17 protein-coding genes are annotated in these 20258 nt (G+C 48.3%); 8 read left to right on the forward strand and 9 right to left on the reverse strand.

Annotated features, from left to right (window positions below; genetic code table 11):
- Positions 1-255: 255 nt before the first annotated feature.
- The 4 genes from IV433_RS03925 to IV433_RS03940 are packed head-to-tail and all read left to right on the forward strand — an operon-like array spanning position 256 to position 4977.
- Positions 256-2637 (forward strand): DMSO/selenate family reductase complex A subunit, encoded by a 2382-nt coding sequence (locus tag IV433_RS03925; RefSeq protein ID WP_195813097.1) that lies wholly within the window; start codon positions 256-258, stop codon positions 2635-2637.
- Positions 2634-3254, forward strand: coding sequence for a DMSO/selenate family reductase complex B subunit (locus tag IV433_RS03930; protein ID WP_195813098.1), 621 nt, complete (start codon positions 2634-2636; stop codon positions 3252-3254). The genes IV433_RS03925 and IV433_RS03930 overlap by 4 nt, the downstream gene beginning before the upstream one ends.
- A 2-nt stretch (positions 3255-3256) precedes the next feature.
- Positions 3257-4105, forward strand: a complete 849-nt coding sequence (locus IV433_RS03935; RefSeq protein WP_195813099.1) for a dimethyl sulfoxide reductase anchor subunit family protein — start codon at positions 3257-3259, stop codon at positions 4103-4105.
- On the forward strand, positions 4105-4977 hold the full coding sequence (locus IV433_RS03940; protein ID WP_195813100.1) for a 4Fe-4S binding protein: 873 nt from the start codon (positions 4105-4107) through the stop codon (positions 4975-4977). The genes IV433_RS03935 and IV433_RS03940 overlap by 1 nt, the downstream gene beginning before the upstream one ends.
- A 33-nt stretch (positions 4978-5010) precedes the next feature.
- Here the strand turns inward: IV433_RS03940 and IV433_RS03945 are convergent, their stop codons facing one another.
- Complete coding sequence (locus IV433_RS03945) at positions 5011-6483, reverse strand: sugar porter family MFS transporter (RefSeq protein ID WP_195813503.1); 1473 nt, start codon at positions 6481-6483, stop codon at positions 5011-5013.
- A 345-nt stretch (positions 6484-6828) separates the two neighbouring features.
- Between IV433_RS03945 and fabV the strand changes: the two genes are divergently transcribed.
- Positions 6829-8025, forward strand: coding sequence for an enoyl-ACP reductase FabV (gene fabV, locus IV433_RS03950; protein ID WP_152326696.1), 1197 nt, complete (start codon positions 6829-6831; stop codon positions 8023-8025).
- Positions 8026-8298: 273 nt separating this feature from the next.
- Here the strand turns inward: fabV and IV433_RS26340 are convergent, their stop codons facing one another.
- The 3 genes from IV433_RS26340 to IV433_RS03965 are packed head-to-tail and all read right to left on the reverse strand — an operon-like array spanning position 8299 to position 11803.
- Positions 8299-10149, reverse strand: coding sequence for a DUF3732 domain-containing protein (locus IV433_RS26340; RefSeq protein ID WP_195813101.1), 1851 nt, complete (start codon positions 10147-10149; stop codon positions 8299-8301).
- On the reverse strand, positions 10146-10610 hold the full coding sequence (locus IV433_RS03960; protein WP_195813102.1) for a three component ABC system middle component: 465 nt from the start codon (positions 10608-10610) through the stop codon (positions 10146-10148). The genes IV433_RS26340 and IV433_RS03960 overlap by 4 nt, the downstream gene beginning before the upstream one ends.
- Complete coding sequence (locus IV433_RS03965) at positions 10595-11803, reverse strand: ABC-three component system protein (RefSeq protein ID WP_195813103.1); 1209 nt, start codon at positions 11801-11803, stop codon at positions 10595-10597. The genes IV433_RS03960 and IV433_RS03965 overlap by 16 nt, the downstream gene beginning before the upstream one ends.
- An 859-nt stretch (positions 11804-12662) precedes the next feature.
- On the opposite strand from IV433_RS03965, the gene gltS reads away from it, so the two are divergent.
- The gene (gltS, locus tag IV433_RS03970; RefSeq protein WP_195813104.1) at positions 12663-13865 is read left to right on the forward strand and encodes a sodium/glutamate symporter; all 1203 of its coding nucleotides are present in this window, start codon (positions 12663-12665) and stop codon (positions 13863-13865) included.
- A gap of 85 nt (positions 13866-13950) precedes the next feature.
- Here gltS and IV433_RS03975 read toward each other — a convergent pair whose 3' ends face one another.
- The 3 genes from IV433_RS03975 to IV433_RS03985 all read right to left on the reverse strand — a co-directional run bounded on the left by IV433_RS03975 (position 13951) and on the right by IV433_RS03985 (position 15315).
- Positions 13951-14253 carry a TM2 domain-containing protein gene (locus IV433_RS03975; RefSeq protein ID WP_195813105.1) on the reverse strand — a complete coding sequence of 101 codons (303 nt, stop codon included), beginning with the start codon at positions 14251-14253 and terminating at the stop codon, positions 13951-13953.
- Positions 14254-14451: 198 nt separating this feature from the next.
- Positions 14452-14757, reverse strand: a complete 306-nt coding sequence (locus IV433_RS03980) for a YdgH/BhsA/McbA family protein (protein WP_101078070.1) — start codon at positions 14755-14757, stop codon at positions 14452-14454.
- A gap of 297 nt (positions 14758-15054) precedes the next feature.
- Positions 15055-15315 (reverse strand): helix-turn-helix domain-containing protein, encoded by a 261-nt coding sequence (locus IV433_RS03985; protein WP_195813106.1) that lies wholly within the window; start codon positions 15313-15315, stop codon positions 15055-15057.
- A gap of 743 nt (positions 15316-16058) precedes the next feature.
- On the opposite strand from IV433_RS03985, the gene IV433_RS03995 reads away from it, so the two are divergent.
- Complete coding sequence (locus tag IV433_RS03995; RefSeq protein WP_195813107.1) at positions 16059-16556, forward strand: YciE/YciF ferroxidase family protein; 498 nt, start codon at positions 16059-16061, stop codon at positions 16554-16556.
- A 49-nt stretch (positions 16557-16605) separates the two neighbouring features.
- A complete protein-coding gene (locus tag IV433_RS04000; RefSeq protein WP_195813505.1) occupies positions 16606-17121 on the forward strand; it encodes a ferritin-like domain-containing protein in 516 nt (171 codons plus the stop codon).
- A gap of 195 nt (positions 17122-17316) precedes the next feature.
- Here IV433_RS04000 and IV433_RS04005 read toward each other — a convergent pair whose 3' ends face one another.
- Together IV433_RS04005 and fhuE are read right to left on the reverse strand one after the other, a co-directional pair.
- Positions 17317-17661, reverse strand: a complete 345-nt coding sequence (locus IV433_RS04005; protein ID WP_195813108.1) for a nitrous oxide-stimulated promoter family protein — start codon at positions 17659-17661, stop codon at positions 17317-17319.
- A gap of 149 nt (positions 17662-17810) precedes the next feature.
- The gene (fhuE, locus tag IV433_RS04010; protein ID WP_195813109.1) at positions 17811-20009 is read right to left on the reverse strand and encodes a ferric-rhodotorulic acid/ferric-coprogen receptor FhuE; all 2199 of its coding nucleotides are present in this window, start codon (positions 20007-20009) and stop codon (positions 17811-17813) included.
- Positions 20010-20258: the final 249 nt, after the last annotated feature.

Genomic DNA, 20258 nt, shown 5'->3' on the forward strand with positions numbered 1-20258 from the left:
AGGAAGAATTCGTGGAAGCCGATTATACAACATGATGCATCAAATGTGATGGGCAGAAATACCGCGAAGTTTGATACCTATTCCGGGTGATGAGTAATGTGCGATACATCACGGTAATTAATACATAACCTTATGAAATTAAAAAATAAAGCGCGTATACCCCGAAAGGAGGGGCCACCTGCATGCGCGTTGATATCACACAAGGAAAAATTTGACTTAAGCATGAGATGATTTTTTCTTTTGCGAGCTAATGTTATGAAAAATAATGAAGATTGTAAGGATCCCTCAGGCGTCAACCGCCGGGATTTTGTCAAACTCAGCGGCATGGTGGCTGCACTTCCTCTGATCGGCTTTAAATTTGCACACGCAGGCGGGAAAATCTCCGTCGCCTCTCAGGAGTTACCCTCCTCACCGGAAAAAATCGTTCCCACCTGTAGTTCATTCGACTGCGGCGGCAAATGTGATATCCGCGCCCATGTTCAGGAAGGCGTCGTTACCCGCATTTCCACCCGTCCGGATGCCGATCTCGACCCGGAAATGCCCATCATGCGTGCCTGCGTGCGCGGGCGCAGTTACCGGAAATTTGTCTATCACCCTGACCGGCTGAAATACCCGATGAAGCGCGTCGGCAAGCGCGGCGAAGGCAAATTCGAACGGATCAGCTGGGAAGAAGCCACGACACTCATTGCGGATAACCTCAAACGCATCACGGAAAAATATGGCCCGGAATCGCGCTATGTTCACGTCGGCACGGCGGTCAGCGGCAGCCCGTTCTCCGGCGATACCATGGTGCGGCGGTTGCTGAACCAGACCGGCGGCTATCTCAATACTTATCACTCGGTGAGTATGGGCAATACGGCGGCGGCGACGCCTTACACCTATGGCGCGGCAGCCAGCGGCAATACGCTGGATACGCTGGCGGACACGCCGCTGGTGATCTTATGGGGGCATAACCCGAACGAGACCATATTCGGGCATACCAATCACTATTTTCAGCAAATGAAACAGAACGGCACCCGGTTTATCGTGGTGGATCCGCGCTATTCGGACACGGCGGCTTCGCTGGCGGATCAGTGGATCCCGCTGCTGCCTTCCACCGACAATGCGCTGATGGACGCGATGATGTACGTCATCATCACGGAGAACCTGCACGATAAAGCGTTTGTTGAGCGTTATACCCTGGGCTTTGACGAAAGTTCGATGCCAGAAGGCGTTCCGGCCAATGAATCGCTGGTGGCGTACCTGACCGGTGCGAAAGACGGCGTGAAAAAGACGCCGGAGTGGGCGGAAAAAATTACGCATGTGCCTGCGCAAACCATCCGCCAGCTGGCGCGTGATTACGCCACCACCAAACCGGCGGCGCTGATCCAGGGCTGGGGGCCGCAGCGTCACAACTGCGGCGAACGCACTGCGCGCGGTTCAACAATACTGGCGACGATCACCGGAAATGTCGGCGTGAAGGGCGGCTGGGCGGGTGGCTATGGCGGTGACAGCAGCCGTAAATTCACCGCTGGCGTGGAAATGCCGGACAATCCGGTAACGAAGAAAATCTCGGTGATGAACTGGGTGCAGGCGGCGGATGACGCCAGCAAAATCACGTCAGCGGACGGGCTGACCGGCGGCGACAAACTGGACAGCAATATCCGCATCCTGTTTTCGCTGGCGGGAAATTATCTGGCAAACCAGAACCCGGATATTCATCAGGCCGTGAAGGTTCTCGAAGATGAATCGAAAATTGAATTCATTGTGGCCAGCGATTTGTTCCTCACGCCCAGCGCGAAATATGCCGATCTGTTGCTGCCGGAAACCAGTTTTATGGAACGCTGGAATATTGGCGAATCGTGGGGAACCGGCAACTACCTGATCCTCTCAGAAAAACTGATTGAACCGCAGTTTGAAAGCCGTACCGACTACGACTGGTTGCGCGAAGTTGCGGCCAAACTGGGCGTCGAAAAGGAATTCAGTCTCGGACGCACAGAAAAAGACTGGATCGTCAGCATCTGGGAAAAAACCCGTGAATCAATGCCGGAGGAGAAACTGCCGACCTTTGACGAGTTGCTGGTCACCCGCCGTTATCTTTTCAAAGACAAACCGCATATCGCGTTCGAAGCGAATATCAGTGACCCGCAAAACAATCCGTTCCCGACGCCTTCCGGCAAAATCGAGATTTTCTCAAAGCGCCTGTACGACATGCATCACCCGGAAATCCCGGCCTTGTCGCATTACGTTCCGGCGCACGAAGGCCCGGAAGATGAACTTTCTGCCCGCTTCCCGTTGCAGCTGATCACCTGGAAAGGCAAAAACCGCGCGAACTCGACGCAGTACCCCAACCCGTGGATGAAGGAAGTGCAGGAGCAAAAGCTGTGGATCAACCCGGCTGATGCCACGCAGCGCGGCATTGCGCAGGGCGACAGCGTGCGCATTCACAACGATCGCGGCGTGACGCTGATCCCGGCGGAAGTGACGCAGCGCATCATGCCCGGTGTGGTGGCTTTACAGGCGGGCGCGTGGTGGCAGCCGGACGAAAACGGCGTTGACCGTGGCGGTTGCGCCAACGTGCTCAGTTCGGCGCGCATTACCGCGCTCGCAAAAGGGAATTCTCATCAAACCATGCTGGTGGAGGTTGTGAAAGCATGAACCAATTTATAGATTACGCGCCGGTCAGTGACCGCCAGCTGGGTTTCTTTATCGACTCTTCCCGTTGTTCGGGCTGCAAGGCCTGTCAGGTTGCCTGCAAGGATAAAAACAATCTGGAAGTGGGCCGCCGTTTCCGCCGTATTTACGAAGTGAAAGGCGGCGGATTCGTACCCACCGGGCAGGGCGGCGTTTACAACAACGTCTACGCCTACACGCTGTCGATTTCCTGCAACCACTGCAAAGATCCGATCTGCACCAAAAACTGCCCGACTACCGCCATGCACAAACGTCCGGGCGACGGCATTGTGCGCGTCAATACCGACAAATGTGTCGGTTGCGGCTACTGCGCGTGGTCGTGTCCGTACGGCGCGCCGCAGTTAAATCAGGAAACCGGCCAGATGTCGAAATGCGATTTTTGCGTCGATCTGCAAGCCGCCGGAGAACAACCGGTTTGCGTCGCGACCTGTCCGCTGGGCGCGATCAAATTCGGGCCAATTGACGAGTTACGCGCGCAATACGGCGACCTGTGCGATGTTCAGGGTTTGCCGGGATCCACGCTGACGCAGCCGAATCTTGTCATTAAACCGCATCAGGGCGCTGAAAAGGGAGGTAAATAATCATGCATGTATGGCCACTTATTATTTTCACTTTGCTGATCCAGAGTTCCGTCGGCATCACGCTGTTCACCACGCTGATCCTGATTTCCGGCGCGGACAAACTGAGTGCCAGAGAAAAGCATCGTCTTGCGCTGCCCGCCATGCTGACGGCGTTTATTGCCGGTGCGCTCGGGCTTATCGTGTCCACCGCGCATCTCGGGTATCCGCTTAACGCGTTGCATGCGCTGAGCCATTTCAGCAGTTCGTGGCTGAGCCGTGAAATCGTGTTTGCCAGTGGATATCTGGCGGCGCTGGGGCTGGCGACGCTGATTGCGCTTCTGACCAAACGGGTGATCGCGCTGTTAATGGTGATTGCCGTCGCGACGGGCGCGGTGGATATCTTCTGCATGAGCGCGATTTACGTTCACGCTTCCGTTGTCACGTGGATGCACTTCAACACCTACGTGATGTTTGGCGGCACCGCGCTGACCCTCGGCGCGGTCAGCGGATTGTGGACACTGGCGGCGCGTCCGTTGCTGGCGTGGGGAACCGTGCGCAGGCTGGCAGTGATGTCGATTGGCGTGCTGATCGCGGTCACCGTTTTACGCCTGCTGGTTCAGCCGGTGTACGGCAACTATCTGGCCAGCCTGGGCGGCGCGGATCTGATGACGTTCCCGCATCAGCCTCTGGAGGCGTACGGGCAGATGGCGGTCACGCGTTTTGTGGCCTGGGCGTTGCTGATTGCAGGCGTGTGCGTGACGGCATTATGTCTGCACACGCAGCGGTTCAGCCGCCTGCGGTTGCTGGCGGGCGCGGTGCTAATCCTGATTGCCGAAGTGATGTTGCGCTTTAACTTTTTCAGTATTCAATAATGAAATTGTTTTCGCTCGATGCCCGTCCGCCCGAAGCCGGTGCCGGACGGGCCTGCGTTCGCAATACTCTGCCCGGCAACCCTTGTCAGGCTTGTGTGGATGTCTGCGGCGCGGGCGTCATAAAGGTAAACAACGGTAAGATTGAAATAGAAACCGCAGGCTGTACGGCCTGCGGGGCCTGTCTTTTTGCCTGTCCGGCTGGCGCGATAGAAGGCATTACGCCGGCGGAACGTGCTTACCGCGACGGCTGTCTGACGGTGCCGCTGAGCCTGAGTGCGCCGTCAGTTAACGAACTGCTGATGTGGCACGCGCAATACCAGATACGCGCCGTCGAAATGGTGGCCGGTTCGCATTCCGGCTGGCTGATGGCGGTTGCCGCCCTGAATATCTGGCTGAAAAAAACCGGTGAACCGCTGTGGGATCTACAGCCAGCTTCTGAAGAGACTCAGCAGGGGGCGCGCCGTCACTGGCTGCGCATCAAAGACGATTCCCGCCAGACCGGCCACGTTACACCGGGCGGCAGGGCACGACGCGCCAGCTTCCCGCAGGTCACCGAATATCGCATCGTGCTGGATCGCGAAAAGTGCTCGCTGTGCGGCGCTTGTGCGCGGGTTTGCCCCGAATCAGCGATTCATATCAGTGACACTTTTTTTACGCTGAATGCGCAAAAATGCACGGGTTGTGGCAACTGCGAAACCCTGTGCTTCGAAAAAACGATCGGCGTGGAGAAGGATATTGCGGCGGGTTCAGAAATTTTGGAAACAACGGGCGGGGTGTGTATGACGTGCCGCCGCCCGTTTACGGCATGGTCAGCAGATGAAAAACGGTGCCCGGTCTGCCGGAAGCACCGTTTTAATATGCGTGAGGTTTGAGTGAAAGGCGCATCCCTGCGCCGGTGAAAGGGTTTAAACGCCTGCCTTCTCTGGCGCAGGGTCATCCTGTAAATGCTTTTTGAAGTGTTTCTCGATCTGTTCCAGCGTTTTACCCTGCGTTTCCGGGGCGAAAATCACCGCGAATATCCCGCCCGCCACGCCGATGGCGGCGAACGTGAAGAAAGACCAGGTCAGTCCGATGCTTTCCAGCATGATCGGGAACATAAACGCGATGGAGAAGTTCGTCATCTGCATGGCAAATACCGAGACGCCGTTCGCCATACCGCGGATGCGCATCGGGAACATTTCCGACAGCAACAGCCAGGTGACCGGCGACAGCGCGCCCTGCTGGAAGCACAGGAAAATCAGCATCCCGCCGAGCACCAGATAACTGCGCACCGCATCAGGATGGCCGTTGACCGTTTCCGGCATCAGCCAGGTCACCAGCCCGATGGCAAGCAGCGTTAAGGTGCAACCAATTTGCCCGGTGAGCAACAGCGGACGCCGCCCGAAACGGCTCAGCAGCATGATCCCGACGAACGTCATGATCACCGAAATCACGCCGTTCGCGATGGTCGCCATGAGCGACGCATTGGTGCTCAGCCCGGTGGCCTGCAACATCGTCGGCGCGTAGAACATAATCGTGTTTACGCCCGAGAGTTGCTGAAGCATCGCGACCCCGATCCCCAGCGCCACCAGCCGCTTCATCCACACGGAAATGGTCTTCTGGCGGCGTGAGTGTTTCTCACTTTTAGAACTCATAGAACTGCGGATTTCGCTCAGTTCTTTCTCGACCTTGCCCGCTTTACGGGTGCGCTCCAGCACGTCGCGCGCCTCGCGGTAGCGGCCGTGCATGGCGTACCAGCGCGGTGTGTCTGGCAGGAATAACATGCCGACCCACAAAATCACCGCCGGAACGCACGCCACACCGAGCATCCAGCGCCACGTCGTTTCACCGCCCCAGACTTCGTTAATCGCCGCATTACTGGTGTAAGCAATCAGCTGGCCGGAAACAATCATCAGTTCCTGCAAGGTCACAAACTGCCAGCGACGGTTAGACGGCACAATTTCGGCGATATAAATCGGCACAATCGCCGCTGCGCCGCCGACGGCCAACCCGAGAATGAAGCGGAAGATAATCATCAGCACGACGTTCGGTGCCAGCGCACAACCCAGCGAGCCGAGCATGAAAATCAGCGCCATTACGAGGATGATTTTCTTGCGGCCAAACCGGTCAGCGACGCGTCCGGCGCAGATGGCCCCGATGGCAGAACCCAGTATCAGAAAACTGGTGACCATCCCGGTGGTCACTGAGGTCAGGTGAAGGTCGTGCTTCATAAACAGCAGCGCGCCGGCGATCACCCCGGTGTCGTAGCCAAATAGCAAACCACCGAGGGTGGCGATGAACGCGATTACTTTTACCAGCGGTTCGGTCGGCTGCGGCGCTTTTTTCGCCTCGCTTTCCTGTCCGTCTTTGAGTTTGTCAGTCACAAGTGCTCCCTGTATTTCATTATTGTCGTTATGGAGTGTGATGCAGATCACACAACTATTAAACGTAACGCATGTTGAGGATTTTGGTAGGAAAAAGGGAAAATGAGTGGTTTGTGGCACGCCGGATGCTGAAATTTCGGAAAATACTGACCAGCGCGCAGGAGAAGGGTGGGAACTGGATTACACTTGCTCACAGAGCATTGTCCGGTGGTTTTTTTGTCCATTCGGGTAAAATTGAATCAGTTTTCACTTAAGAGAAGTCTGTTTACGATGGGATAAAGCAGCAGGTTTTGCCTGAAACGGCGCAAACCTATATTCTATCGGCCAATTTACTGAGACAGTTGCAACAATGAGGTCTATATGATTATCAAACCACGCATCCGTGGCTTTATCTGTGTTACTGCCCATCCGGAAGGTTGCAAGGCGAACGTTAAAGAACAAATCGATTACGTGACCGCACAGGGTAAAATCGACGGCGGCCCGAAAAAAGTCCTGGTGATCGGTGCTTCAACCGGTTACGGCCTCGCTGCCCGCATCTCCGCTGCTTTCGGTTCTGACGCTGCCACGCTGGGCATCTTCTTCGAACGTCCGGGCGATGAATCTAAAACCGCCACCGCTGGCTGGTACAACTCTGCCGCATTCGAAGAATTCGCTGAAGCAAAAGGCCTGTATGCCAAAAGCATCAACGGCGACGCGTTCTCTGATGAAGTAAAACAGAAAACCATCGAACTGATTAAACAGGATCTCGGTCAGGTTGATCTGGTGGTTTACAGCCTGGCAGCGCCACGCCGTACCCATCCGAAAACCGGTGAAGTGTTCAACTCCACCCTGAAGCCAATCGGTAAGCAAGTGACTATCCGTGGCATCAACACCGATAAAGAAACCATTAACGAAACCACGCTCGAACCTGCAACGCCGGAAGAAATCGCCGGAACTGTTGCGGTGATGGGTGGCGAAGACTGGCAGATGTGGATTGAAGACCTGAAAGCGGCCGGTGTGCTGGCGGATGGCGCGAAAACCACGGCCTTCACCTACCTGGGTGAAGAAGTGACGCAGGACATCTACTGGAACGGTTCTATCGGCGAAGCGAAAAAGGATCTGGACAAACGTGTTCTGGATATCCGCAGCTCACTGTCAGAACAGCACGGCGACGCACGCGTTTCCGTTCTGAAAGCCGTTGTCACTCAGGCGAGTTCTGCCATTCCTGTGATGCCGCTGTACCTTTCCCTGCTGTTCAAAGTGATGAAAGAGAAGGGCACCCACGAAGGTTGTATCGAGCAGGTTTACGGCTTGTACAAAGAGAGCCTGTACGGTGCTTCTCCGCTGCTGGACAACGAAGGCCGTCTGCGCGCTGACCTGAAAGAGATCGCGCCAGAAGTGCAGGAAGAAGTCGGTAAACTGTGGGACGAAGTCACCAACGATAACATCGCTGAACTGACGGACTTCGCAGGCTACAAAAGTGAATTCATGCGCCTGTTCGGCTTCGGCCTGAACGGCGTTGATTACGCCGCCGACACCAATCCGGACGTGAAAATCAAACATCTGATCCAGATGTAAACTGATTTAACGCGCAACGATTGCTGAAAACCCAGTCCTGCCGAAAGGCGGGGCTGGGTTTTTTTGTGGGCCATATAGAATTCCCTTTTGTATTATTATGTTCTAGCCTAGTTTTTATTGAATATGCGAGGGCTATTATTATTTCAATGGTTGAGAAGAAAATAACTAATATTATTTTATAAGTATTTATCTAGATAACGATAATGATTTGAGATGATGCCGCAACCTAGAATCAAGTTATGGCATCAAAATACGGTATTTTAAGAATATACTCTAACTTTTCCAAGATAAAGGAATAAGAGCATTTCCATCTCTGAAAATAGGTAGTATGTGCACGTTATTTAGTTCATCGAACATTTTAGTCGGAACGTGCTCAAAAATGATAATTTGAAACTCACTGTCATATTCAGCATTTATGGTGCTAATAAAGTCGTTTAGCATTTTGAAAGCAGTTTTAATCTTTGCTTTATCACTGTGTTCAATATTTTCTGGATCTATGTCTTCTTCATCACCCCAATACGGTCTGCTAGGTTGATCGACAATCAAAAAGCTTGGAATGAATGCAGATTTTTTATTTATAGCGACCTCGTGGAGAGAAAGTGAATGTATGAGGTGTAAAAACATATGATTTGAGCTGCTACCAACATTTTCAATGAGTGTTGATTTTGGTTTTCTAAGCTGTATTCTTTTCTCATTATAATTAAAACTTGCATACCAATCTGAGTAATTCTCTAGTGCATTATTAGTTTGTTTCATTAATCCTGAGGCTACTTCATCAATCAATTTTATCGTTTCTCCTCTTTCAGATTCAACATCTAGTATAGTAATTTCTTCATATTGTTTTTTTAAATCATCAATATCACTATGACTGCTATCTAATGATAGAGATCCTGAGTCTTTATAGACACTTAATTTTGCTCTTGCTTCCCCTATGAATATCCACATATCTTGTAATGTTTCAAAAGAACGTAATTGCTCTGGAAGAGAACTAATTTCATTAACTAGATTATATTTTTCTTCCTTAAGTTTTTTTACATAACTATGTAGCTGAACCTCAACAGGCTGTCGACTTCCAAGAGATTTTTTAATTGAAATCAGATCAAATTTTAGACTGCTGATAAGTTCATCAAAAAAATCAGATTTAACTACTTTATCACTTCTATCTATTAATACCTGTAACGGTCTAAGACTATCAGAATTATTTTTAAGAATATCTCTATAGCTTTTATACTCTTCATTAAAAATTTCACATTTTTTCAATTGCCTATTTACCGAATAAAGTTTCTTTTTTAAATCTGAATATTTCTTAGTCGAAGCAGAATAATTGGCACCAATAGTTGGTGAATGTAAATATTTTAGTAAATCGTTATCTACGTTACTCCCATCCGTATAAGGGATTAACCCATACTCGGATGATTTTTTTGAAATATAGCTAATCTCTTCACTGTAAATATTATTGTTAGTCAGTAAGTCAGCTTTTTTTCTGTCAAGTCTATTTATTTCCCTGAGTAAGTTCTCTTTTTTCTCACGGGCAACTATATTTTCCAAAGTATCAATACCTAAAGAAATATCAAATATCCTTGGAAGAGCATCTCTATATCTATCAATATCTTGCTTGTCAAAAAAAATCTTACTATTTAAAATTATATCATCCGATATGGTATTAAAAAGAAAGAAATAACGAAATGAAATTTTAGCACCAGACTTAATATTTCTGGAACCAAAAGGCATTCGTACTCTTTCATCTATAGAAAATTCTGCTTCAAGGATGGAGCGAAGATCGTTCTCGTTAATGTTTGAGTAAGGTATTAATGAATATTCGCCAAGACTGGAGAAAAAGTACTCTGTTGATACCCTATTTCCATGAGGACTTTTTCTTGCAAGGAAATAATTTTTATTGTTAATGTAAAATTTCAAGCCATACCAGTTAACATTATCATTGATCACATCATGTGGTATATCATGCTCACTTGCAAGAAAGCAATAATCAATAATTTTTATTATTGTCGATTTTCCTGTCTGGCTTTCTCCAGTGATAACATTGACTTTATTTCTCTCGAATTTTAATTCATTGATCTCATCTTTATGTGACCAAATAATTATAGAGTCTAATCCAAAGTTCACAGTTTTATCCTTAAATTTAAAAAAAGTTCTTCAGAATCATCGTTAAGCAGTTGAGATATTTTTTTAGAGGCAATGAATATTTTTTCTGCTCGCGTTCCAAATTCATTATCAATTTCTAATTTTTTTAAAAAAATCAAATTTTGATCAAATTTTGCGTATCCTAAATGAACCAAGTATTGGATTGAATTTAAAGAGAGTGGTAAAGAGTCCTCAAATCTTTCATTAAAGTTTGTAAATAAATTAGGGAATCCTGAAGTCAAGGCTGCACTGCTACGGTTTAGCGTTGATTTACTAGACATATATGACAGCGTTGGCGTGTGAGTAATCATAGGGATTACTAACAATGCTTTGGGTACGGATAAAACTTTTCGATAATTCAGCACAGATGCAATAGCTATTGATCCTATTCCGATATTGTTATATCCGTCCCATGAGAAGATATCTTCTATTTTATTTTCCAATCTCTATGCCATCCAATTAGTTTTTCATCGGAGAGTTTATATAATTCTCCATTGCTTAACTCTGTGCTAAGGTTATTTTCAATTAAGATGAATTCTTTTTGTCTAAGATCATACAATAGCGATTTGGCGTGAGAAACAATATGTTCTTCATTACAGTTTTCGCACCAGTGTTCAAATGCATTGAGCCATTTTTTTCTTACATCATTATGGAAATCAGAGATTTCGAAGGATACTAGTTCACCTTGTTGAATCCATTCATCCAGTAAGCGTGTAATCTTTAGTTTACTAGTAGTAAGCTCTAAAGCTTTCTCAGTATCACCAACTTTAAGTGCATTAATATCGATAAGTTGTTTTATAAATACTTGAGAATAAATATCAGTCGGGTATGAAAATGAAAAACTTCTATTAATAGATAAACGTTCTCTTGATGCAGCAAAAATGTTTCTATAGCGTTTATAAAATGAATCGAAGTCAATTACTATTTTACGGCCTTCTTTAACTGCTATAAAGTTATCAGTACTGATTGATGAGTCTAATTTTTGGAACACTAAATCTATTTTGGAGTCATCAATCATCTTTTCTTTTATAGATTTTTTTATCAACCCGATAACATCGATTTCGTCTAATTTAAAATTTACTTTCATTAGAAACGGTTTAAGCACGTCTTTTTCAAGTGCAAGAAGTGTATTAATATACGTTTTTATTTTAGAGTTTTCAGTTTTTTTATATAGACTTTTTATATACTCATGCAAAATTTCTAATTTAATTTCTGATGACTTGTAACTCTCAAATTTAATAAGGAGTGTATTCCTTAAACTTTCAGATTTATTTGTCACTAGATGAAACTCAGTTTTATTAATGAATGCTTTTTGCTCTGTTTTGTCACCTCTTCCATCAATCGGATCAGTTATTATTTTTACCCAATTATGTAATGTTTTCCAGAGATCTATGTCCAACTCTGTTAATGAAATAGGATTCCCAGATGCATCAGTCTGGACTGTATGCTTGAGTTGAAAGAGTATCTGGCTATCATTGTTTAACTCTGTATGTACGTCATCTTTTACTTCTAAACCAACAGATTGACCTGCTTTTATATTTAACAATCGATAGAGAAAGTAATAATATTGATAGCGAAATCCGATCTCCTTATCATCATCATTAGTTTTATCTGTGAAGCTCGTTTGGATTACCATATATACTTTTCCTTTGCATATGTCATATTTTTATGACTCGGTGGTTTCCATGCTTAACGGGTAGATATCTTTATATAAAACCACGTCAATGTTTTCTCTGCAAGATTTTTGGGATTTATGTTATGTTTCCGAAAGACATATGTACAGAGCATGAATATTCTTTTTTTCATAACCAATTGTTTTATATGTATATTGTTTTAAAGTTGGATGATACGACATCTACTAAAAAACAGAAAGTATAGAGAGAAGTTATAAGGCTAAAAATGATGAACCAATATACTAAGTTTGTGTGGAGTTCGTTCGTGATGGATAGCGGTTATTAATAAAATTATAGCCGGTTCCTTTAACGAGGTTTTTAAAATTTCGAGTTCAATATGTGACTTAGATGGAAATGTTCATGATAACTTCCCTTGAACCCATATTCTTGATGCAAGCGCTGATAAACTCACACCTTAAGCACAAAAAAATTTTAAACCTTTGTTAGTTAAGGCATGTTCATGACTAATGTTGTATGCCTAGATAACCATAAAGAACTAAGTTTTTCAAAACTGAATTCATTTTGCATTAAGTCAATTTAAGCCTGCAGATGCTAAGTGAATGCTTGCTGTATCTCATCTTAAGTCAAATTATCGTGCGATGAATTGATGGTTTCACAGGAAGTTTTGTGATTGACGATGCGGATTTCTCAGCTTAAATGTTTCTTGTTACGGGTGCTTTTTAGAGTGAAAGAAGGTTTCTTCTTGAGGAGTGAAGCTCAGGTCAAAGACCGACTATCATTGATTTATGCGGGCGTCGTCTGCTGTCTATTGCCTGCGCATTTCTTCCCTCATTTCAGAGATGATGAAAGTGAGACCCTCTTATGATTCAGATTGATACTTATGGCACGTTGGTTGCCGCCACACTGGTGCTTATTTTGGGGCGCAAATGCGTGCAGTCCGTCGACGTGCTGCGTAAATACACGATCCCTGAATCTGTGGTGGGCGGCTTGCTGGTGGCGTTATTGCTGCTGGCAATCAACCAGTTTACCGGCACAGATATAGACTTCGACATGTCTCTGAGAGAACCGCTGATGCTGGCGTTTTTCGCCACCATCGGGTTAAACGCCAATCTGGCCAGCCTTCGTTCCGGCGGGCGGACGCTGATCCTCCTCATCTGCGTCGTCACCGGCTTGCTGGTATTGCAGAATATAATCGGCATTGGCATGGCGACAATGCTGGGGCTGAACCCGCTGATGGGGCTTCTGACCGGGTCAATCACACTGACGGGCGGCCACGGTACAGGCGCGACCTGGAGTAAAGTCTTTGTCGAACAATATGGTTTCCGTAATGCCACGGAAGTGGCGATGGCGTGTGCGACATTCGGGCTGGTGCTGGGCGGTCTTCTGGGCGGGCCGATTGCACGTTTTCTGCTGAGCCGGTGCGCCGTTCCCGGCGGCGTCGCGGACGATACCGCGGATCCGATGTTATTTGAAAAACCGGGAGCCGCGCGCGAGATCACGCCGTTAATATTTGTGGAAACCATCGCGTTAATCGCGATTTGTCTGAGCGCGGGAAGGTTTGTATCAGACCTTATGCAAGGCTCCTCGCTTGAGGTGCCCACTTTCGTTTATGTTTTATTTATCGGCGTGATACTCAGCAACACGTTGTCCTGGTTAGGTTTTTATCGTGTTTTTGAACACGCTGTCTCGATTCTCGGGAATGTGAGTTTGTCTCTTTTTCTTGCGATGGCGCTGATGAGCCTGAAACTCTGGGAGATTGCTTCGCTGGCGTTACCGATTATGGCGATCATGCTTGTTCAGACCGTCACCATGGCGCTGTATGCTATTTTTATTACGTACCGAGTGATGGGTAAAAATTATGATGCGGTTGTTTTAGCGTCCGGACACTGTGGCCTCGGGCTGGGCGCGACGCCAACGGCGATCGCCAACATGCAGGCGGTCACGCAACGGTTCGGGCCTTCGCATCTGGCCTTTTTGGTTGTGCCGATGGTGGGCGCGTTCTTTATCGATATCGTTAATGTCATCGTGATTAAGTTATTTTTACTGCTGCCTATATATGCTTAGCGTTAAAAACAGATGAACAATGCTTTCGGCACCAAACAAAAAAAGCCACTTAATCAGTGGCTTTTGTCGTAATGGATGAGTCAGTTCAGCCGTATTTTTTGGCAAAATTCTCATCTGAATCGCATAAGTAAATAATGAACTCAATGAATGCGATTATTGACGGAATAAACGTCCAGCAGAAAATGAGGTATAAGAAACCTTGCCCGATTTTGCCTAAGTAAAACTTGTGGACGCCAAAGGCACCTAAAAAGAATGCTAATAAAGCCGCCGCAATTCTGCTTTTAGTCCCTTGCGTATTAATGCCTTGAGTGGCTCCGCAGTGAGGACATGCTTTAGCAGACTCGTGGATCTCCTTTCCGCATCCTCTACAAAAAACCATCGATCCCATTTCCTGTTCCTTTCCCTTATTTGTTGTTATTCGGGCTAATCTTACTCGTTCTTTACATTAAGAAAAAGAGAATGATGGGCGTTGATGGCGCAGAGAGTTCCCTTCAATTGATTTCAAATCGCCATTCTGATAATTAAAAAATGCCGCAAACCTTCCCGGCCTGCGGCATTTTCATTTCATCACTGCTGTCGTAATCCATCAGCCATAAGCCACTTTGTGGTTGATATGGTAGAAGGTCGCCGTTGCGGCCATAACGTGCTGATCTTCCTTGCCCGGTTTGTGCGATTCCACATTGGTGATGTGGTAGCCGACAGCACCGGCGTCTAACGCTTTTTTAACAAACGCGCTGTTGAGTTCTTCCATGGACGTAGCCCAGGAAACCGTGGTCACGCCGACGGCTTGCAGGGAGGCTATTTCACGATGCGATAATCCGGCGCGCACCAAAACAGGCTTAACAGCTTTTGGATAGAATATGGATAAAACATCATTTACTAAGCCTTTCATGGATTTACTCCTCACTAATACAGTCTCTATACCCGGATGATTCGGATATTCAGAATGTGCCGTAATAATCAGAGGTGATTGCGCACTTGAGATATTTATCCGGCACATTGCCAATAAACACCTTTTCATGTTGCGACCTTTAGCTTTAATTGCTAATTCATTGTTAAGCAAACTTCCGCCACAATTAACGCAATATTCAAAGAGGATATTTACAGTGGGTTACAGGTTCGGTGTTTTTGACATGAACAAATAAAAGGGCGCATTTCGCACCCTTAATCTTATTCCCTCGACCTGTTTTTAAATCCGGTTCGCCGCGCGCGGTGGTCGCTGCATCAGCTCATGGGTGGCAGGATGGTAATAGCGGCTCGGCCAGATGACGGACGGGGGAATACCCAGCGCCTGACCGATCAGGATTTCACCTTTGGGCCACGGTCTGGAAAGCGCATTTGAAAGCGTCGAGGAACTCAGACCGGCAGCGCGGGAAACGGCGGCAAGCGTGGTGCCTTTCTTGCGTAACGCGGCAATGATATCGGCCTGATGCCAGTCCTGATTAGTCATAACAGTTTGCTCCTGTGCTGGCTTGCGCAGTAAACGTGGTGCAGAAGGGCAGAAAAGTGGGGCTATGCGATAGTTTCATTAACATCTCCTTGTAGTAAGTACGACTACCACGAGAGCTGCGAAACTCTTTGGTGGTAGCTCAGACAAGGTTCGCAGTACCGGCCTACAAGGACACCGGCCAGCCCGAAGGCTGCCCCGTCTGAGCCACCATTGATGTTATCAGACAGCGTTAGCCGTACAAATAACAGATGAGCAAAGACATTGGCACTCAATGCATGGCATTAAGTACGTCCTTATAGAGTTAACCGAGCTGCGAAACCCGGCTGCGGATTTTGCCGCAGCGGGCGCACTATAGCGTAATACAAAGAAGTAAACCAACAGGCTTAATGCGAAATTGAGGTTTGCTTTCCAGAGAAATTTCAAGCGTTGCAGTGAGTTACATTTTGCACTTCCCATTGCAGAAAATGCGTTTGACGGTGAACAAACAAAACGGACGCACTTCCTGAATCTATGACGTCATGAGTGGATGTTTACTTTTCAATATAAAAGTAATGAAATTTTTTTTGGCTGTCGGTAAATAATATTATCGTCATAGCAGGCAGGGAGTTAGCGTATTTATGAATGAATAAAAATAGATTTTTATTTTATATTTCTGATGAGATAAGTCTCAAACGAAATTTATGACCTTCAAAGGGACTACGCTTAATGAGTCAATAAATCCGCCGCTGTAAAAAGGAAATATAATGTCTATTACAACCTTAAAAGAATTATTCATTCATGATTTATCTGATGTTTATAGTGCTGAACGTCAGATAACCAAGGCGCTGCCTAAAATGGCCCGTGCTGCCACAGACCCTAAACTGGTCGATGCTTTTAAAACACACCTTGAAGAAACGCAGGGACAGATTGAAAGATTAGATCAAGTCGTTGAGTCTTCTGATGAAATTCGCCTTAAACGTATGAAATGTCACGCGATGGAAGGGTTGGTTGAAGAAGCGCAGGAGCTGATTGATTCTGTTGAAAAAGGCGAAGTGCTGGACGCCGGCCTTATCGGCGCTGCCCAAAAAGTTGAGCATTATGAAATTGCGACTTACGGCACCCTAGCCGCGTTAGCAAAAAAGCTGGGATATTCTCAGGCTGCGAAATTACTTGAAGAAACATTGCAGGAAGAAAAAGACACCGATAAAAAATTAACGGTTATTGCGGGATCACAATCTGCAACCAAAACTGCAAAAAGTTAATTGCGCAGAAATTATTACGTAACGTCCCCGATAATGTTAGGAATAAACACTGAGCAAATCTAAAGCGCAGGAAAATTATATTGACTGGGTGCGTGACGCGCATGCAATGGAAAAACAAGCTGAAACCATGCTGACTAAAATGGCTGACCGGCTTGAACATTACCCGCTTTTACAGCGCCGCATTAAAGAGCATATTGTGGAAACGCAGGGCCAGCAGAAACTGGTTCAGGATGTGCTGGATCGCCTCGATACTTCCCATTCGGTGATCAAAGACGTTGCCGCGAAAGCCACGGCGATGGGACAGTCGCTGAGCGGAATGTTTGTCAGCGATGTAGTGGTGAAGGGCGGGATCAGCGGCTATGTGTTCGAGCATTTCGAAATTGCCTGTTACAGTGCCCTGATTGTTGCCGCCGAAGCCGTGGGTGACCTGCAAGGCGCGCAGACGTTTAAGACGATCAAAATTCAGGAAGAGCAAATGGCGAAATGGCTGGAGGAGAATCTTCCTGCGGTAACGAAGCGTTATCTCGCTCTGCTTGAAAACCCGGACGTCGATGCAAGTCGCTAGTTCCCGGCCTAAACCACGCACCAAATTCCGCATAAAAAAAGGGCGCTTTCGCGCCCTGTAACTCATTTCTTAAACGCCTCAGAATCCGATATTCACCCTTACCATGATCATCTGAGAACGGCTGCGCGCATCAAAAAGGGGTTAATTGCGCGATGGCGTCCGAAAGGTGAAAGCATTTTGAGTATTGAAATCTCATTATTTCTTTGGCCGGTATTTCTCCGGAAGCTCCGGCACGGGGCGGCGATCGTCGATCAGATGGCGGATTGTTAAAACCGGATGACGCCACAGCATTCGCGGGCCAGCCCAGCGCATGATTTGCTTCATCTCTTCGCGTTTTGCGGGCTGATAGCAGTGAACCGGGCACTGTTTGCAGGCCGGTTTCTCCTCGCCAAATACACATTTATCCAGCCGTTTATCGGCATAGGCATTCAGCGCCTGATAGTACGCGGCGTCTTCCTGTGCCTGCGGGCAGGCGCGCTGATAAAGGTAGATCATTTTGCGGATAGTGAGTTTTTCGCGGGTGATGCGTTTGCCGGACATAGACGTAACCTGAAAGTTAAGGTGTATTAATAATACCTGTTCAAGATTTCCCGCAGATGACCTGACTCAATAATTCGGTTCATGGATGCTTTCAGGAGAAAAGAAAGCCGCAGGCACGATACCTGCGGCAGAACGTTCAAAGGGTCAAATCAGAACGCGTAAGAAAGGCTGACGGAATAACTGCGCGGCTGGCCGTAAACGGCGTAATCGCTCAGCCATGAGTAATAGCTGCGGTCAAAGAGGTTATCGATGTTCGCCTGCACCGCGAGCTGACGCGTGACCTGATAACGGGTGAACAAATTAACCAGCGGAATGCTGCCCTGATATACGCGCACTGTGTTGCCTTCTGGCCCGGTGGCATCCTGGAAGGTACGGTTTTGCCAGTTCACGCCACCACCGACGGTGAGATCCGGCATCCACGGCAACTGATAGCGGCTGAACAGTTTGAGCTGCGTCTGCGGCATATTGCTGTTGAGACGTCCGCCGGTGTTGTCCCGCGCAACGTAGCGCGTGGCGCCGAAAGTCATTTGCAGGTTGTCAGTCACTGCGCCGTTAATCTCGAATTCAGCGCCTTTGCTGACCGTGCCCTGCGCGGCGTAGTAGGCCTGTTCGCTGGTGTCATTGACGAAGTTGTCACCGTCCGCTTCTGCGACATTATCCTGTTCGATGCGGAAAACGGCGAACGTGGCGGTCAGGCGGTCGTTCATCCAGCTGGATTTCAGGCCGGTTTCGTAGTTTTTCCCGGTGGCCGGTGCCAGATAATGGCCGTCGCGGGTGCGGTAGGTTTGCGGCTGGAAGATGGAAGTGTAACTGGCGTAAGCCGACCAGGTATCGTCGATGTCGTAAACCAGGCCGCCGTAAGGCGTGAGGTTATTTTTACTCATGTTGCCGCTGCTGCCGGCGGTGCTCCACTGCGTATAACGCGCGCCGATAATCAGTGAGAGCGGGTCGGCCAGCGAGAACCGGGTCGCCAGGTAGCCCGCTTTCTGGCGCACCACGTCGTCGGCGTTCAGATACCAGTCGTCCCATTCCGGTTCTGCGACGTCGCCGTTCCAGTTGTTGAAACTGCCCATGGTGTCGCTGTCGATCGGGCCGTTGGCGCTGTACGTCGAGTTGTGCTGACGGCTGTAACTGACGCCCGCGACCATTTCATGCTGGCGGCCAAAGAGCTGGAAAGGTCCGCTGGCGTAAGTATCCACCGAATCCAGTTTGCGCGTTCCGCGGTCTTTACTGCCGAATCCGGAAATCCCTTCGCCCGTTGTCGCGTCCGGGAAATCTTCGATATACAGCAGCTTGTCGTCGAATTTCTGTTCGCCGTGCGTGCCGTTGACGCGGAATGTCCAGCCGTTATCGAAATCATGTTTCACGTTGGCGTAGACTTTGCGCGATTGTGTGTTGTAGTGCGTCCAGTCTGCCGAAGTGTTGGTGCTGCGGTCGAAATGCGTGCGTGCGCCGTTGCTGTACCAGGTCGGCAGCCCGCCCCACGTCGGATTGCCGGTATTATTTTCCTGATAATCGTAGCCGAGCGACACCGTGGTGTTATCTGTCACGTCGGCATCGACCACGCCATAAATGAATTTTTTGGTTTTATGGTAACGGTCGAGCCAGCTGTCCTGATCCTGATAACCGGCCACGACGCGGCCGCGCACTGAGCCTTCTTCGTTGAGCGGGCCGGAAACGTCGAGCACGTAACGCTGTTTATTCCAGCTGCCGTAGCTGGCGCTGATATTGCCGGTGAATTCTTTGCTGTCCGCCTGTTTGCGCACCATATTGACGGACGCCGCCGGATTACCGGCACCGGTCATCAGCCCGGTCGCGCCGCGGACGACTTCGATACGGTCATAAATGGCGGTGTCTTCGGCGGCATCGCCAAAGTTCCAGGTATCGCTGACGGAAGAAGGAATGCCGTCGTAGGTGTAATTATTGATGTAAAAGCCGCGTGAGAAATAGGAAACACGTTCGCTGTCGATCACTTCCGTCGAGATGCCGGTGGTGTTATCCATCACGTCGCCCACCGATTGCAGGTTCTGATCCTGCATGCGCTGTTTGGTGATCACGCTGACGGACTGGGGCACGTCTCGCGGCGTCAGCAACATTTTTGTGCCCGCGCGCGTGGTTTTGACGTTGTAATCCTGTGACTCATCGGCGGTTCCGCCCGTTGTTCCTTCCACAACCATATTCTCATCGGCGGCGGGCGCAGCGGACGAGGTGCTGGTGGTGGCTGCGGCGTGAGCAGCGGAAGAAGCCGTCATGACCAGGATCGCCAGTGCCGACAATGAGGTTGAAAGCTTACTTTTGTTCTCCGGCGCAGACGTTTCCGCGCCGTAATCCCTGCCACTGAAAGACATAATGTATCCCGTAAAAACCACATTAATAGAAAGCGCCGCCGCTTCTTTTCATTGTCTTTAAACAGGATCATCTGACCGCAGCCATCAGCCTGAATCGCAAATTTTAAGAAGCGCACGCAATGAGAATGTGAATAGTAATCATTTGTGTTTTATCCGTCTCAAAATCTTTTGTCGTCGTAAAGTAACAAAATATGTTTGCGTCTTTCCGGCAGCATAAATCCCTGATTAAACGTAAACCGTTGCCATCTA

The organism is Rahnella laticis, assembly GCF_015644585.1.
GTDB lineage: Bacteria > Pseudomonadota > Gammaproteobacteria > Enterobacterales > Enterobacteriaceae > Rahnella > Rahnella laticis.